The organism is Pseudomonas sp. B392_1p (assembly GCF_052245235.1).
Taxonomy (GTDB): Bacteria; Pseudomonadota; Gammaproteobacteria; order Pseudomonadales; family Pseudomonadaceae; genus Serpens; species Serpens gallinarum.
This window is the reverse complement of record NZ_JBQPXM010000004.1, coordinates 140,776-155,562: the sequence shown is the minus strand read 5'-3', so window position 1 is coordinate 155,562 and position 14,787 is coordinate 140,776. Positions and strand designations below refer to the sequence as shown.

General features: G+C 60.6%; 10 protein-coding genes and 3 tRNA genes. 1 reads left to right on the top strand and 12 read right to left on the bottom strand.

What is annotated here, in order from left to right:
• Window positions 1-69 precede the first annotated feature (69 nt).
• The 9 genes from ACTV8E_RS07365 to ACTV8E_RS07325 form a co-directional block, all read right to left on the bottom strand.
• On the bottom strand, window positions 70-1,551 hold the full coding sequence (locus ACTV8E_RS07365; RefSeq protein WP_443199056.1) for an RNA-binding domain-containing protein: 1,482 nt from the start codon (window positions 1,549-1,551) through the stop codon (window positions 70-72).
• Window positions 1,552-1,711: 160 nt separating this feature from the next.
• A complete protein-coding gene (gene hsdR / locus ACTV8E_RS07360; RefSeq protein WP_443199055.1) occupies window positions 1,712-5,176 on the bottom strand; it encodes a type I restriction-modification system endonuclease in 3,465 nt (1,154 codons plus the stop codon).
• A 209-nt stretch (window positions 5,177-5,385) separates the two neighbouring features.
• Window positions 5,386-5,461, bottom strand: a tRNA-Thr gene (locus tag ACTV8E_RS07355).
• Window positions 5,462-5,755: 294 nt separating this feature from the next.
• Window positions 5,756-6,946: a methyltransferase gene (locus tag ACTV8E_RS07350; protein ID WP_443199054.1), complete on the bottom strand. Its 1,191-nt coding sequence runs from the start codon at window positions 6,944-6,946 to the stop codon at window positions 5,756-5,758.
• A 98-nt stretch (window positions 6,947-7,044) separates the two neighbouring features.
• Window positions 7,045-7,797, bottom strand: a complete 753-nt coding sequence (locus ACTV8E_RS07345) for an ABC transporter substrate-binding protein (RefSeq protein ID WP_251834570.1) — start codon at window positions 7,795-7,797, stop codon at window positions 7,045-7,047.
• Window positions 7,798-7,927: 130 nt separating this feature from the next.
• On the bottom strand, window positions 7,928-8,620 hold the full coding sequence (locus ACTV8E_RS07340) for an ABC transporter permease (RefSeq protein WP_443199053.1): 693 nt from the start codon (window positions 8,618-8,620) through the stop codon (window positions 7,928-7,930).
• A complete protein-coding gene (locus tag ACTV8E_RS07335; protein ID WP_251834572.1) occupies window positions 8,617-9,309 on the bottom strand; it encodes an ABC transporter permease in 693 nt (230 codons plus the stop codon). The genes ACTV8E_RS07340 and ACTV8E_RS07335 overlap by 4 nt, the downstream gene beginning before the upstream one ends.
• A 51-nt stretch (window positions 9,310-9,360) precedes the next feature.
• The gene (locus tag ACTV8E_RS07330) at window positions 9,361-10,116 is read right to left on the bottom strand and encodes an ABC transporter substrate-binding protein (protein WP_251834573.1); all 756 of its coding nucleotides are present in this window, start codon (window positions 10,114-10,116) and stop codon (window positions 9,361-9,363) included.
• Window positions 10,117-10,128: 12 nt separating this feature from the next.
• Window positions 10,129-10,902 carry an ABC transporter ATP-binding protein gene (locus tag ACTV8E_RS07325; RefSeq protein WP_443199052.1) on the bottom strand — a complete coding sequence of 258 codons (774 nt, stop codon included), beginning with the start codon at window positions 10,900-10,902 and terminating at the stop codon, window positions 10,129-10,131.
• 446 nt (window positions 10,903-11,348) lie between these two features.
• Between ACTV8E_RS07325 and ACTV8E_RS07320 the strand changes: the two genes are divergently transcribed.
• Window positions 11,349-13,886 carry a putative bifunctional diguanylate cyclase/phosphodiesterase gene (locus tag ACTV8E_RS07320; protein ID WP_443199051.1) on the top strand — a complete coding sequence of 846 codons (2,538 nt, stop codon included), beginning with the start codon at window positions 11,349-11,351 and terminating at the stop codon, window positions 13,884-13,886.
• A gap of 15 nt (window positions 13,887-13,901) precedes the next feature.
• On the opposite strand, the gene ACTV8E_RS07315 is transcribed toward ACTV8E_RS07320, so the two are convergent.
• From ACTV8E_RS07315 to ACTV8E_RS07305, 3 genes are all read right to left on the bottom strand, one after another.
• On the bottom strand, window positions 13,902-14,336 hold the full coding sequence (locus tag ACTV8E_RS07315; RefSeq protein WP_251834576.1) for a CBS domain-containing protein: 435 nt from the start codon (window positions 14,334-14,336) through the stop codon (window positions 13,902-13,904).
• 228 nt (window positions 14,337-14,564) lie between these two features.
• A tRNA-Phe gene (locus tag ACTV8E_RS07310) sits at window positions 14,565-14,640 on the bottom strand.
• Window positions 14,641-14,669: 29 nt separating this feature from the next.
• Window positions 14,670-14,745: transfer RNA gene (locus tag ACTV8E_RS07305), tRNA-Phe, on the bottom strand.
• Window positions 14,746-14,787: the final 42 nt, after the last annotated feature.

Genomic DNA, 14,787 nt, shown 5'->3' with positions numbered 1-14,787 from the left:
CTCGTGGCGAAAATTGTGCAAGAGCCGAATGGCGCAGGCCTCGGCTCATCGGTGTGATTGGTGGTTTGTTCAGGTGTCTGTGGCGCTCTGTTCAGCCTGTAGTGCGCGACCGGCCTGGGTCAGCCGATAGCGTTGTTTGCTGCTGTTGGGCTTGTCTGGAATGGTCATCTCGACCAGACCAAGCGCCAGCAGCGGGGCCAGTACCTGCACGCGAAACTTGCTGCGGTTGCTGCGCCCGGCGAAGGTCATCAGTTCGGGGGTGGCGTGGTCACCCGTCATCTGGCTCAAGAGGGTGAGTTGCTCCTGGGGCAAGGGCGGACTGGCCTCGGCTTGGTCCCGACTTGGTCCCGACTTGGCCCCGACTTGGTCCTTAATGAGGCCCTGAATAGACCTTTTTTCCTCCATTGGCCGGTGAATCACCACCTTGAACTGGTTGCCCTGCCTGTCGTCGTAGAGCTCGATTTTCGGCCAGGCGTCGATTGCGCGGGGGATGCCGGTTCCCAGGCCCCGATAGGGCAGGATGTGCACGGCATGGGAGGTGAGCGTCGGATTACGGCGGTTGGACAGGCCGTACCGAATCTTCTCCGTATCGAGCACGTCCGGCAGGTGCCCCGGACTGATCAGTTCGATCCGGTCGGCAAAGATCATCAGCCGGATGGAGGCGCTCACAAAGTAGTCGCGGTGGATCAGGGCATTGACCAGCAGCTCCTCAAAAACGTCTTCCGGCACCTCCAGCTGACCGAGGGTGTTGAAGCCTTGCTGGCGCTGCACATGCCGCAGGTTGCGCTTGATGAAGGCCAGGCTGCGCCGGTACTGCTCCAGCAGGTTGCCGTCGATGTCTTCGCTGTCGAGATAGTGACGGTCGTGCAGAACCGTGCCCGGAAACGCCACGGCTTTGATATCGAAGGCCGGACACAGACGTTGGGGCGCCTGGCCGAACAGCAGCAGTCCAGCCAGGTTGGGTGTGCCGCCGCTGGCGAGGCCGAGGTTTTCCAGCATCCGGGTGGTTTCCAGGCCGGCCTGCTCGGGGCTTTGCCGGAAGCGTCGTTGGAAATACTCGCCAAGCGCCTTGGCGTCGATATCCGCCGCGCTGCTGCCCGCCACCGGAACCGCATCGGCATACACCAGCCCGGCCTGTTGGAACAGGCGCTGCAGTTCTTCACGGGCTGTGACCCGACGCTTGTCGGCGCCGTTCTTTACCCAGATGCGGCCATGGCTGTCGACGTAGGGTCGATTCAGGCCTTGTTCGACAGTCACCACCATGACCAGGCCGTGCTCGGTCTGGACGTTGCTGGACAAGGGGTTGATCGCTGGCTTGACGTTCTGCGAGGCCGCATTGGAGAGCATTTGGTTGAGCCGCCCAACGTCGGCGCCACTCAACCCGCTCACTGCACCGGAGTCGTCAACGCCAATCAGTAAATAGCCACCGGAGGAGTTGGCAAACGCCACCAACTCTGCCGCCAGGGCATCGATGTTGTTGAAGTCGCGCTTGAACTGGTGGCGGCTGTCTTCACCACAGGCAAGGATGTGTTGAAGCTCGACAAGGGTCATGGGGCATCTCTGGATATCGGCGGCACCGTCTGCCGGTGAGTCGCGTCGCGGGGGGTATTGTCCGTGCCTGCGGTTGGAATGTCTTGATTCTTGCGCATTTTACCGGGGTTATTGTCCATCATCGATGAGCGCGGACACTGTCCACCGCCCATGAACGCGTTCACCCCGTCTGTACCCACAGGTTGTCATTCAGCGCCTCCAGCACTACGCCGAGGTGGCCGCCGAGGCGTTTGTCCAACTGCTTGCTGCCGCCGTCATTCTTGAAGGCTTCGCCGATCTGCCTGTCGTCGATCACCACCTCGTGCACCAACTGCTTGGCCAGGCGTTCCAGCCATTTACGCTGTACCGGTGTCCAGGGTTGCAGGTCGTAGATGCGTTGCATGGCGTTGGCCACGCGCTGCTCGAAGGGCAGCAGCGCCTCGCCGAGGGCGGCGCGGCGGATGAAGCCGACGATACTGGCGGCGATTTCCTGGTTGGTCTGGTTGCGCCAGGCGCTCTGCAGGTTCACTTCGCTGTAGCCATGCTGGTCGAGCAGTAGGCGCACCTCGCGCAGCTGTTCGCGGGTGAGATCCTGCGGACGGTTGACCACCACGCCGAGGGCCACTGACTGGTTGAGCTGGTTCTTGATGAAGTCGTTGAAGCTTTCCAGGTAATCGGCCGGCTTCTGGTTGGCGCCGTAATTCTGCTCGCGGACCATCAGCTCGTCCGTGTGGCTGGAAATGACCGGGTAATTTTCCGAGCCGAGCAGGGCGCTGACGCTGGCGAGCTGGTCGAGCAACTGGGCGTGCTGGCGGACAAACTGTGAGGCCTGCTGCGGGCCGAGCTGGTGCAGGTGTTGGTGCAACTTATCCGGCGCCACGCCCCAGGCGTCTTCCAGTTCGGTGAGTTTCTGTTTGAGGGTCGGTTTTTCCTCAGCCTTATGGCTGGCCTTGCGCAGGATGCGCATGACCCGCTGGCTGAGCTGGTCGAGCACGTCGTGGGCATGGCTGCTGTCCGGCAGGCTGCCGGGTGCGTCGAGGCTGGCCGGGTTGGTCAGCTCGTTGACCAACTGTTCAAGGGTCACGCTGGGGTCTTTGACCAGCGGCTTCATGGTGTCGACGGCTTCGAGGCTGGCGTAGAGATCGACCGGGTCGTAGATCTTGAACACGGTCTTGCCGATGTCATCGCAACGGCGGGTGGCGCGGCCCTTCATCTGTTCATAGAGGATGCGCGAGCGCACCCGGCGCATGAACACCAGATGGCAGATGCGCGGTACGTCGATGCCGGTGGTGAGCAGGTCGACGGTGATGGCGATGCTCGGGTAGCGCTCGTTCTTGTACTGGCGGATCAGCTGTTCGACCTTGTCGCTCTGCCCGGTGATGATCTGCACGGCGGACTGGTTGTAGTGCTCGCCGTGGACCTCTTTGAAGGCCTCGTCGAGCAGGTTCTTGACCCGTTCGGCGTGGGCCTGGTTGACGCAGAAGATCATCGCCTTCTCGTCGCCTAGCGGATCGAGTTCCTGGGCCAGCTGTTCGCAGATCACCTTGTCGAAGCCGGGGGTGATCACCCTACGGTTGAAGGACTCGATCTCGAAGTCGAGTTCGTCCTCCAGCTCGGCCACGTCCACCTCGCCGGTAGCGGTGTTGATGACGCTGACGCTCTCGCCCTTGCCGAAGTGGATACCGTTCTGGCTGAGCAGGGTCTGGTAGCGGATCGGCGGTTCGTGGTCGATCAGCCAGTCATCGGCCACCGCCTCGCGGTAGCTGTAGGTGAAGACCGGGGCGCCGAAAACTTCGCTGGTGTGCTTGGCCGGGGTAGCGGTCAGGCCGATGCGGCAAGCGTCGAAGTAGTCGAGCACGCGGCGGTACTGCGACAGGTACTGGTTGAAGTCGCGCACCGCCAGCTCGCCTTCGGTCATCTCCTGATCAAGGGTGTAACCACGGTGGGCTTCGTCGACGATGATGCAGTCGAAAGCGTCGATGGGCGGTGGAGTCTCTGACTGGAAGATGCGCCGCACCATGGCCTGCACGGTGGCGACCTGGATGCGTGTCTCGGCCTCGGCGGCCATGTCGCCGAGTTCCTTGATGTCGTAGATCTGTGCCAGGGTGTGGTTTTGCTCCAGCGTCGCTTCGTTGAAGGCTTCGATGGCCTGCTGGCCGAGGGCGCTGCGATCCACCAGAAAGAGGATGCGGCGGAAGCGCTCAGTTTTGAGCAGGCGGTACATCAGGCCGATGATGGTGCGCGTCTTGCCGGTCCCGGTGGCCATGGCCAGCAGGCATTGGCGGCGGTTGGCGGCCAGCGCCTGTTCCACGGCCGTGATGGCATTTTCCTGATAGTCACGCAGTTTCAGGTAGGCGAAGCCTTCATGCTGGAGTTTCGCCTCGGCCTCTTCGCGGCTGCGTTTGAGCAGGTCGAGCAGACCGTCGGGTGTGTGAAAGTCCTGCAGTGGCCTGCGCAGGTTGGCTGGGCCGCGCAAATCGCGGAACCAGATGCCGGACTGTTCGGCGAGTTGCTTAACGTAGGGCCGGCCATTGCAGGCGAAGGCGAACGGCACCTGGAAATGCCCGCCCTGGCCATCGGCCCAGCCGGCGTCTTGCCCGGCGCGTTGCAGATCGCCTGCGATGATCAGCTGGCGAGAATAACGCTCGGCCTGCGGGATGCGGTCGGCGATGTTGATGCGCTGGCGTTTGGCTTCGACGATGGCCATCGGCGTGAGGCCGATAAACAGCACGTAATCGGCATTTTCCTTGGACTTGCTGGTCGGCCACTCGGCGATGGCCTTGTTCTTGCCCTTTTCCGGTCGTGCGCCCTTGCTCCAAGTGAGATCGAGCGAGTCTGCTTCCCAGCCGGCATCATTCAGCTGCTGGTCGATGAGGATGCGGGTCAGGTCTTCGCTGAGGTCGAACTGGCTGCTGGCCTGCTGAGTTTTGCGCATGACCTGCTGGGCGGCCTGCGGCTGGTTTTCCAATTGCTGATGTAGTGCCTGCAGGCGTGCCTCGAATTCGCTGCGAGTCTTGGCCAGTTCGGCTTCGTGCTCCAGAGCGATCTGCTCGTAGGTGCGCGCTTCCTCGCTCATTTGCCCGGAGAGGCTGGCGTACTCTTCTTTCTCCCGCGCCAACAGCTCGGCCAGTTGCTGGTTGCTTTCCAGCTGCTGGCGGCTGTCACCCAACTCGGCGCGCAGTTGTTCTATTTGCTCTTGCAGCTCACGCAGCGGCGCACTGGGGTCGGCGGGGGTGACGAAGGGGCCGGGCTTGAAGGCGCTGCCGTTCTTGCCGAACGATTGCTGATACCAGATGGCCAGGGCACGAGCGACCTTGAGCCCGTCCAGCGCCTCGCGGTGCTGGGTGCGGAATTCGTGAGTGGCCTTGTTGCCTTCGATACGCAGGGTGTGGAACAGGTTGCGGATGTTTCCGTCGAGCTGGATTTCCCGGCTCAGGCGGAAAAGGAGGTCGGACTGGGAGAGGGTGGCGTCGAATTCGATGCCAGCGCGTACAGCCAGATCCTGAGCCAGTGCCTCGCCTAGCTGACGCAGCTTGATCAGGGTCGTGTTGGGATCTCTGGCGAATGCTCGCTCGGCCGCATTGGCGAGCTGGAAGAACACCGGGTCGTGTTCCTTGAGGAAGGCGAAGTTACTGCTCTCGACCATGTTCCATCCCGTGAAATCGTCCCCCGGCTATCCCGGACTGGGTTTGATAGTGGGGTGATCATGCCAGACGAAGACTGCCGATGGTAATCAAAGGGCCAGCAAGGGAGCGGAAAGCACAGTAGGAAAGGCGGGGGATTTATCGCTTCGTGTTAGCCCGCGCCATAAACGAAAAAGGCCCACCGTGAGGTGAGCCTAAGTCGTTGTTTGTATGGTGCCGGCACCAAGAGTCGAACTCGGGACCTACTGATTACAAGTCAGTTGCTCTACCAGCTGAGCTATACCGGCGTAATGGAGGCGCATTATAACGATTGGGCTTGCGCTGTAAACCGTTGAATGGGCTTTTCGGTCTCGTTGGGTAGAAAATGGTTTGCGGTTATTCACAATCGGAATTGAACGTCGAGCTTTTTGAGAAAAAATCTGTGATTGGCTCGACGAAATGCTCAACCTGCTGTTTTAACTGACTTTATTGCCGTTGGTTGAAAATAGGCCAACTATTCAGAAGGCCCGGTTTTCGGGCTTTAGAGCTGCTTTTCCAAACATTGCGCACAGAGTTATCCACAGGTTTTGTGGGTATCTCACTTAACGTTCGGCGATAAGCAGGAGGTTGCGTGGTGTCAGTTCGCTAAGGCAAAAATGGCCCAGGCGGACCTGAAAACCCTGTTCCTCCAGAAACAGGGCACGATCCAGCACTAGCCAGAGCTCCAGCGGGCGACGGAACAGGCCGCGCACCAGTTCCAGGTTGCGTACCTCGGCCAGGCGCTGCCAGCCCGCGGCTTCCAGGGCCGGCCAGTCTTGCTCGCCTGGATCGGGTAGATTTTTGAGGGCGGCCAGCTCACGGCAATAATCGGCGCAGCTCTTGTTCAGCCAGCCAGCGGGCAGCGAGGGGGTATTGAGGTACTCGTCGATGTTACGCAACTGACGTTGCAGCAGGTCGAAGCTCAGGCGGCGGGCCATGGACAGATCACGCTGGCGGCGCACCCGGGCGCCGGCGGTAACGGTTTCGCTCAGCGGTAGGCCGAGTTCGTCGCGGCTCAGCCGCAACGTCGAAGTGTGGCCGGCGGTGGAAAGCGGTTGATAGCTGTCGCCGGCGATGCGGTTGTAGCAGCAGGGAGCGATCGCCAGTTGCCGACAACCTTGCCTGACGGCCAGCTGCAGCAGGCGCACGTGCAAATCGCCGCAGGCATGCAGGGCCACGGGCGTGATGGTGGGGCCGAGGTGGCGGGCGGCGTCCTCGGCCATCACATCCTGATGCAGATGCCGGGCCATGGGCAGGCTGCGCCTGGCCAATAGCTGGCCCGCGCTCACCAATGCTTCGTCCCGTTCCAGGCAGGTGAGGGCGGTGCCGTTGCTCGCCAAGTGATGACCGAGATGGCCCTTGCCGGCGCACCAGTCGAGCCAATGTTGAGGCGCCTGGTCGAACTGCAGGTGACCGCTGAACGCCTGGATCTGGTGCCATTTACGCCCGGGCACGGCAACGGGTTCGGCATGGGCTTGTGGCGGTGCGCAGAACAAGGTTTCGACCTGGCTGAGTGCCAGTGCCTCGGCGGCCAAGGTGGGAAACGGCGCGGGTGCTTCTCTGAGCAGGGCTGGCTGATGATGTGCAGTTTCGGCGTCGGCCAGGTTGCGTCGGCGTAGCCATTGCCCCAGTTCAGGGTGCTGATGTTCCCAGGGCAGGTGCCGGTGGGTGAAAGGGCGCGGGCGCCACAGTTCCTGATGACGGAGCAGAAAGCTGTTCAGGGACTGGAAGTGTGCGGCGAGGCGGGAAGGCATGAATGTACCGGTGGGCGTAGCGTCCGGGCGTCGGCGCAGGTGCCTCATAAAAAGCGACGGCGCCCGGCTGGCTGTCAGCCGGGCGCCGTCTGTTCGGATCAATAAATGCTGAAGGGGAAATACTTGTCGTTGATCTTCTTGTAGGTGCCGTCAGCGACAATTGCGGCCAGTGCCTTGTTCAGGCGCTCACGCAGCTCATCGTCGCCCTTGCGCACGGCAATACCGATCTTGTCGTTGTCGAACACCGGCTCGCCCTTGAACTCGAAGTTCTTGCCGGCATCGCTCTTGAGCCATTCCCACTGAACGAAGGTATCGGCAAGGATGCCATCGATGCGACCGGAAGACAGATCCAGATAGGCGTTTTCCTGGGTGTCGTAGAGCTTGATCTCGATGCTGTTGCCCAGGTTGTCGTCCAGCCAAGAGCCGGCGATGGTGGCGCGCTGCGCACCGATTACCTTGCCCTTGAGGCTGTCCTTGTCGGTCTTGAAATTCGCCGACTTGGGTGCCACGAATTGCAGCTTGTTGGTGTAATAGGGGTTGGTGAAGTCAACGGCCTGCTGGCGCTCCTCGGTGATCGACATGGAGGCGATCAGCATGTCGAACTTACCGGAGTTGAGGGCCGGAATGATGCCGTCCCAGTCAGAGGTGACCACGTTGCATTCGACTTTCATCTCGGCGCACAGCGCTTGGCCGATTTCGACGTCGAAACCAACGACTTGTCCGCTGGCGTCTATCAGGTTGAACGGGGGGTAGGCACCTTCGGTACCGATGGTCAGTTTTTCGGCAGCAAAACTGCTGCTGGCGAACACGAGTGCAGCGGCAGTCAGCAGAAGTTTCTTGTAGTTCTTCATGGAGTGTTGCTCCCTTTTCTTGGCAGTGGCTGGACATGCAGTGTTTAGAATAGGTCGGCCGGGAGGTTTAATTCCCGGCCGCAGTACCGATATCAGGCATTTTTCATACCAGGGCGACGCGTGGGTTGTATCAACGACCTTGCTGGGTAGCATCGACCCGCAGCCAGCGCTCCAGCAATTTGAAGCCCTGCATCAATATGAACGCGATCAGTAGGTAGATCAGGCCGGCTGTCAGGAACATTTCCTCATGCAAATAGGTGCGGGCGGCGACCTTGCGCGCCATGCCCGTCAGTTCCAGCAGGGTGATGGTGCTGGCCAAGGCGCTGGCCTTGAGCATCAGTATCACCTCGTTGCTGTAGGCCGGCATGCCGATGCGTGCTGCGCGCGGCAGGATGATATGCCACATGGTCTGGCGACGGGACATGCCCAGCGCCCGGGCCGCTTCGATTTCGCCCGGTGGCACCGCCTGGATGGCGCCGCGGATGATCTCGGCGATATAGGCCGCCGTGTGCAACGTCATGGTGATGATCGCGCACCAATAGGGATCGCGAAGATAGGGCCACAGTGGTCCTTCCCGAACCGCCTCGAACTGCGCCAGGCCGTAGTAGACCAGGAACAGTTGCACCAGCAGCGGAGTGCCGCGGAAAAAGAAGATGTAGCAATAAGGCAGCGCTTGCACCGCCAGATTGCGCGAAGCACGGGCAATGCCCAGCGGCAGGGCGAGGATCAGGCCGGCCACTACGGAAACACCGACCAGTTGCAAGGTCAGCCAGGCGCCGTCGAGGAAGCTTGGCAGCCAACGGATGAAAACGTCCCAGCTCATGCTGCGCTCCTTGCAAAGCCGCGAGCGGCACGTTTTTCCAGGAAGTGCATGCAGGTCATGGCCAGCACGGTCAGGCCCAGGTAGATGAAGGCTGCAACAAGGAAGAAGGTGAAGGGCTCCTTACTGACGCTGACTGCAATCTGCGAGCGGCGCATGATTTCTTCCAGGCCGATCACCGAGACCAGTGCGGTGTCCTTCATCAGGATCATGAACAGGTTGCCCAGGCCCGGCAGGGCGATGCGCCACATTTGCGGCAGCACCAGGCGCCAGAAGATTCGCACCTTGCTCAGGCCCAGGGCCAGTCCGGCTTCCCGGTGACCCTTGGGAATGGCCAGCAGCGCGCCGCGGAATACTTCGGTGGCATAGGCGCCGAAACACAGTCCCAGGGCGATGGTGCCTGCCGCGAACGGGCTCAGAGCAAGGTTCTTGATGCCGAACAGTTCACCGAGGGCGCGCATCACGTCGGTGGTGCCGAAGTAGATCAGCAACACCCAGAGCAGCTCGGGAATGCCGCGCACAATGGTTGAATAGGTGCCGCCGACCCAGCGCAAGGTGGCGTAGGGGGAGGTCTTGGCCAGGGCGCCGAGCAGGCCGAGTATCAGGCCGAGGGCCAGGGAGGCCAGGGCCAGTTGGATGGTCATCCAGGTCCCGGCAACAAGGGCCGGGCCGAATCCGTGCAAATCGATCATGTGAGCTCGTGCGCCGCCGCCCGGCGAAGAACCAGGCGGCGGTCTGGCTGATTAGTAAATGCTGAAGGGGAAGTACTTGGCATTGATTTTTTCATAGGTGCCATCGGCGAGGATTTCCGCCAGCGCCTTGTTCAGCCGCTCGCGCAGTTCGTCATCGTTCTTGCGCACGCCAATGGCGATCTTGTCGTCGTCGAAGACCGGTTCACCCTTGAATTCAAAATCCTTGCCGGCCGGACTGTTCAGCCATTCCCACTGGGCGTATTTGTCGAACAGCATGGCGTCGATGCGGCCGGTGGACAGGTCCAGGTAGGCGTTTTCCTGGGTGTCGTAGAGTTTGATGTCGATCACGTCTTCCAGGTGGTCTTCCAGCCAGATGCCGGCGATGGTCGCGCGCTGTGCGCCGATCACCTTGCCCTTGAGGCTGTCTTTGTCAGTCTTGAAGTCCACCGACTTTGGCGCCACGAACTGCAGCTTGTTGGTGTAGTAGGGGTCGGTGAAGGAAATGGCCTGCTTGCGTTCCTCGGTAACCGACATGGAGGCAGCGAGCATGTCGAACTTGCCGGAGTTGAGCGCCGGGATCAGGCCGTCCCAGTCGAACAGTACCACCTCGCACTCAACCTTCATCTTCGCGCACAGCGCCTGGGCAATATCGATGTCGAAGCCGACGACCTCGCCCTTGGGGCTGATCATCGTGAAGGGCGGCAGGGCGCCTTCGGTACCGATCTTGAGCTTCTCGGCCGCGAAAGCCTGGGTACCGAAGAACAGGGAAAAGACAGCACCCAGCACAAATGTCTTGATGTGTTCCATGTGATGACTCCCTCAGCGGTTGCTGGACATGAATTGTTTGCAGCGTGCCGAACGGGGGTTGTCGAATACCTGCTCGGGTGTGCCCTGTTCTTCGACCAGGCCCTGATGGAGAAACACCACCTCGCTGGAAACCTGTTTGGCGAAATTCATTTCGTGGGTGACCAGCAGCATGGTGCGACCTTCTTCGGCCAGGGCGCGGATCACGTTAAGCACTTCCTGGACCATTTCCGGGTCCAGCGCTGAGGTCGGCTCATCGAACAGGATGACCTTGGGCTGCATCGCCAGCGTACGGGCGATGGCCGCGCGTTGCTGCTGGCCGCCGGACAGCTGATTGGGATACACGTGGCGCTTGTCGGCAATGCCGACCTTGGCCAGCAGCGCTTCGGCCGCCTCGATGGCCTCGGCCTTGCTCTGGCCGAGCACGCGGCGCGGGGCTTCGATGATGTTGTCGAGCACGCTCATGTGCGGCCAGAGGTTGAAGTTCTGGAACACGAATCCGAGCTTGCTGCGCATCCGGTTGATCTGTGCGGCATCGGCTGCAACCAGTTCGCCACCCTTGCCCTGCTTGAGCTTGAGCTGTTCGCCGGCAACCAGGATTTCCCCTTCGTTGGGGTTTTCCAACAGGTTGATGCAGCGCAAGAAAGTGGATTTTCCGGAGCCGGAGGAGCCGAGAATGGAGATCACATCACCATCGCGAGCGGTGAGGGAAATGCCCTTGAGCACTTCGAGGTCGCCATAGCGCTTGTGCAGGTTGCGGATTTCCAGTGCAGGCGGTGCCTGAACCATACGTTGTCCTCTTTTGTTCTTCATGACGCACAACTGCGGCAACGCTCTCGTCTGCACGCTAGCACAGGGGGCATGGAGCGCCAAGCAAACCGCACGCAGCATCAATAAAGCAAAAAGCCCACCACGAGGTGGGCTTGCGGGTGTCTCAGGGCTCTCGAAATATCCTCTAAATGGAAGGATTTTGTCGGCTTGAGACTCAGGGTGGCGGGATTTTACTGAAAGTGCCGGTCGCGATCTACGCCACATGGGATTTCGCGACAGAACAATGCATTCTGACTCACAGCAGGATGTTATCCGCGACCTTATCAACGCCGCTTCTATAACCGTTTTGTCGGATAGACGCGGGCCAGGTCAGGCGGTCAAATGCAGTGCATCGGTGCTCAGTCCGATGCTGTAAGACTTTGCCTGAAAGTCGCTTTGTTCACGCAATCTAAAAGGATTGGTGCGTGCATCTGTTCCACTTGGTTCACCCCCAACATCGTTTCGCGCTGGTGTTTGCAGCAGGTTTGCTCGGGCTGGCCTTGCTCGGCCTATTGGCGATCCAGTGGGCAGCTGGGGTTTTACCTTCGCACAACCCGCATTTTCTGACGTGGCATCAGTGTCTGGAAATCCTTGCCATTCTGGTGGCCGGGCTGATTTTCACGGTGGGCTGGACCACCTATGGCCTGCATCGCCAGCGCAATATCCTGCTGGTGTCCTGTGCCTTTCTGGGTGTGGCCATTGCGGATACGTCGCACATGCTCTCCTACCCGGGCATGCCCAGCTTCTTTACGCCGAGCGATCCGGAAAAGGCCATCAACTTCTGGTTGCTGGCCCGTTACCTGGCTGCGTTGTCCTTGTTGCTGGTGGCCTGCTTTCCCTGGCATCTGGTCGAAGAGCAGCGGCGGCCGTTCCGTGCGCCCTGGCGACTGCTGGGCCTGTGCGGCGTGCTCGCTGTCGTGGTTCCGGCGCACTGGGTTTTTTTGGTCCATCCACAGTGGATGCCGCGCACCTTTATTCCCGGGTTGGGCCTGACACCGATCAAGCAAATTGCCGAATACGGCCTGATCGGCATGCATCTGCTCAGCATGCTTCTGCTGGTACGCCAGCTGCGCGAGCGCAGCAGTTTCAACGTGGCACTGTTATTCGGCGCGCTGGGCCTGATGGTCATGAGTGAGCTGCTGTTCACCCGCTATGCGCAAGTGACCGACCTCTACAATCTGGCCGGTCATGTCTACAAGGTGCTGGCGTACCTGCTGCTGTATCGCGTGATGTTCGTGGGGACCATCCTGGCCCCTTACCGCGCGCTCCACGAAACCCGCGAACACGCCCACGCGGTAATCGATGCCATTCCCGATCTGTTGTTCGAGTTTGATGCCAAAGGGCGGTGCCTGCGCGTACACATTCCCGACAATTACCGGCAAATCGATGATCTGCCCTACATGCTGCACCGCACGCTTGACGAAGCACTGCCGGCCGATGCTGCCAAGGTCTGCCGGTTGGCGCTCGATGAAGCCCGCCTGCAGGGCGTCAGCAATGGCCGTCAGCTGCGCCTGGAGCAGGCCGGTGGCGTGGTGCATTTCGAACTGTCGGCAGCGCGCATGTACAAGGGTTTTCAGCAGCGCTTTGTGGTGCTGGCGCGGGACATTTCCCAGCGCATCCTCGATCAGCAGCGCATCCAGCAATTGGCCCACTTCGACGCCTTGACCGGTTTGCCCAATCGCACGCTTTTTGCTGCGCGCTTCGCCCAGGCGCTGGAAATTTGCGAACGCAATCAGCAGCCATTGGCTGTGTTGTTCATGGACCTGGACCACTTCAAGCACGTCAATGATCAGCTGGGTCATCAGGTTGGCGATTCGTTGCTGGTGGCCGTGGCCCAGCGCCTGCGAGACTTGTTGCGCGACGAGGACAGCGTGGCCCGCCAGGGTGGCGATGAGTTCATCCTCACCTTGCCCTTTACCAACGCACAGAGCGCCGCCCAGGTTGCCGTGCGAGTGCAGGCTCAGCTTGCTCAGCCCATTGAGGTGCAGGGCCATAGCCTGCAGGTCAGCGCGTCGATCGGTATCGCCATGTTTCCTGAGGATGGCCGGGATCAGGACACGTTGTTTCGCCATGCCGACAGCGCCATGTATCGCGTCAAACAGGAAGGGCGCGGCCACCATGCGTTCTTCACAGCCGAGCTGCAGGCGCGCCTGATGCGCGCGCAATTGCTCAGCAACGCCTTGCGCCAGGCCCTGGCGAACGATGAGCTGGAATTGCATTACCAACCGCAGCTGAACGTGGAGGAGGGGCGCCTGGTGGGTACCGAGGCGCTGTTGCGCTGGCGGCATCCCGTGCTAGGCAACATCGCGCCGACGGAATTCATTCCGGTGGCCGAAAGCACCGGACAGATTGTCGAGATTGGCGCATGGGTACTGCGCACCGCAATCACCCAGATGAGCCGCTGGTTGGCTGCCGGTTATCCGGCCGAGATGCGCGTGGCGGTCAACCTGTCGATGGCCCAGTTTCGTGTGCCAGGGTTGTTTGAGCTGGTGTGCGCCAGCTTGACCGAGAGCGGTTTGCCGGCCAACTGCCTGGAGTTGGAGTTGACCGAAAGCCTGACCACACCGGACTCGGTCAGCGTGGGGCGAGAAATGCAGCGGCTCGCTGAGCGGGGTGTTCACCTGGCCATCGATGATTTCGGCACAGGCTATTCATCGCTCGGCTATTTGAAGCATCTGCCTGTGCATCGCTTGAAGATCGATCGATCATTCGTGCGCGATTTGCATAACGATGCCAGCGACCAGCGCATCGTGCAGGCCATTCTCGGCATCGCTGATGGCTTGGGATTGACGGCCATGGCCGAGGGGATCGAAACCCAGGAGCAATTGGCCCTGCTGCGGCGTCTGGGCTGTCAGGAGGTCCAGGGCTATCTGTTCAGCCGGCCATTGCCGGCGGATCAATTCGAGGCATGGGTGCGCAGTACGGATTGGTTGCCGGCGCACCGGCACGCTGAAAACAGCTGATCGAGAGTCGACCGTTCACTCGCCGCGAATATAGCTTTCCAACTGGCGAATCAGGCTCTCCTGCTCGTAAATGGCTTCCTTGACCAAGTCGCCGATCGATAGCATGCCGATCAGCTTGCCATCCTCGACCACGGGCAGGTGGCGCAGGTGGCACTCGGTCATGGTGCTCATGCACGCCTGAATACTCTGGCGGGGCTCGGTGGTGATCACTGGAGCACTCATGATGGCGCTGACCGGGGTGCCCACCGAAGAACGGCCTTGCAGTACTACCTTGCGTGCATAGTCCCGTTCACTGACCACGCCAATCAGTTGACCGTCCTCGACAATCGGCAAGGCGCCGACATTGTGCTCGGCCATGATGCGCAAGGCTTCCAGCACGGTGGTGTGCGGGGCGATGGTATGAACATCGTGGTTCTGCTTGTCCTTGATCATCTGGGCAACGGTCTTCATGCGCTTCTCCGGCAGTGGCGTTTGGACGACCACGGGCCGTCTTGATGCAATGGAGGATCGCGGAACTCCCCCGTGTCGAGCAAGAGCGACATTGGATCGATTGAAAAACCGTCAACTGCATGCTTGCCGGACCAGGCGGCAGGCGATGATTTGCCTGGGCAATGAATAAATTGCAGGCAATAAAAAGCCCCAAGCGAATGATCTTCGTTTGGGGCTTTTCGGTATCAGTGGTGCCCAGGGACGGAATCGAACCGCCGACACGGGGATTTTCAATCCCCTGCTCTACCGACTGAGCTACCTGGGCATATCAGGAATTTGAGCACCTGATAAAAGTGGTGCCCAGGGACGGAATCGAACCGCCGACACGGGGATTTTCAATCCCCTGCTCTACCGACTGAGCTACCTGGGCAACAACGGGCGGCATTAAACCGGTTTTACCGCCACCGAGTCA

What these genes read in the sequence shown, in the direction of transcription:
- ACTV8E_RS07365 (WP_443199056.1), bottom strand. Translation starts at nt 1,551, where the DNA reads ATGACCCTTGTCGAGCTTCAACACATCCTTGCCTGTGGTGAAGACAGC.
- hsdR (WP_443199055.1), bottom strand. Translation starts at nt 5,176, where the DNA reads ATGGTCGAGAGCAGTAACTTCGCCTTCCTCAAGGAACACGACCCGGTG.
- ACTV8E_RS07350 (WP_443199054.1), bottom strand. Translation starts at nt 6,946, where the DNA reads ATGCCTTCCCGCCTCGCCGCACACTTCCAGTCCCTGAACAGCTTTCTG.
- ACTV8E_RS07345 (WP_251834570.1), bottom strand. Translation starts at nt 7,797, where the DNA reads ATGAAGAACTACAAGAAACTTCTGCTGACTGCCGCTGCACTCGTGTTC.
- ACTV8E_RS07340 (WP_443199053.1), bottom strand. Translation starts at nt 8,620, where the DNA reads ATGAGCTGGGACGTTTTCATCCGTTGGCTGCCAAGCTTCCTCGACGGC.
- ACTV8E_RS07335 (WP_251834572.1), bottom strand. Translation starts at nt 9,309, where the DNA reads ATGATCGATTTGCACGGATTCGGCCCGGCCCTTGTTGCCGGGACCTGG.
- ACTV8E_RS07330 (WP_251834573.1), bottom strand. Translation starts at nt 10,116, where the DNA reads ATGGAACACATCAAGACATTTGTGCTGGGTGCTGTCTTTTCCCTGTTC.
- ACTV8E_RS07325 (WP_443199052.1), bottom strand. Translation starts at nt 10,902, where the DNA reads ATGGTTCAGGCACCGCCTGCACTGGAAATCCGCAACCTGCACAAGCGC.
- ACTV8E_RS07315 (WP_251834576.1), bottom strand. Translation starts at nt 14,336, where the DNA reads ATGAAGACCGTTGCCCAGATGATCAAGGACAAGCAGAACCACGATGTT.